Annotated in this window: 1 pseudogene; it reads left to right on the plus strand. The window is 34.9% G+C overall.

The window, feature by feature from the left end:
- Window positions 1-65: 65 nt before the first annotated feature.
- Window positions 66-229, plus strand: a pseudogene (locus SORDD16_RS12140) (ISL3 family transposase); the annotation flags it as partial.

A 229-nucleotide genomic window follows, 5' to 3' on the forward strand; every position in this document is an offset into this window, starting at 1 on the left:
GTAGAAAAAAAGTCCCATATGACCTATAATGAAAAGCAATCAAACCCACATTAGAAAGGATTCACATGGAACTACTTAAGAATACCACAGATTTAATCGGATTGAAAGATAAAAATATCAAAATTCTCTTTGTTTTACACTTCCAATCCCACATCGAAATACGAGCTATTCCACCTTCCTGCCCTCATTGTCAGGGAAATAGGATCAAATATGATGTTCAAGAGGATTC

This window comes from Streptococcus oralis (assembly GCF_001578945.1).
Taxonomy (GTDB): Bacteria; Bacillota; Bacilli; order Lactobacillales; family Streptococcaceae; genus Streptococcus; species Streptococcus oralis_Q.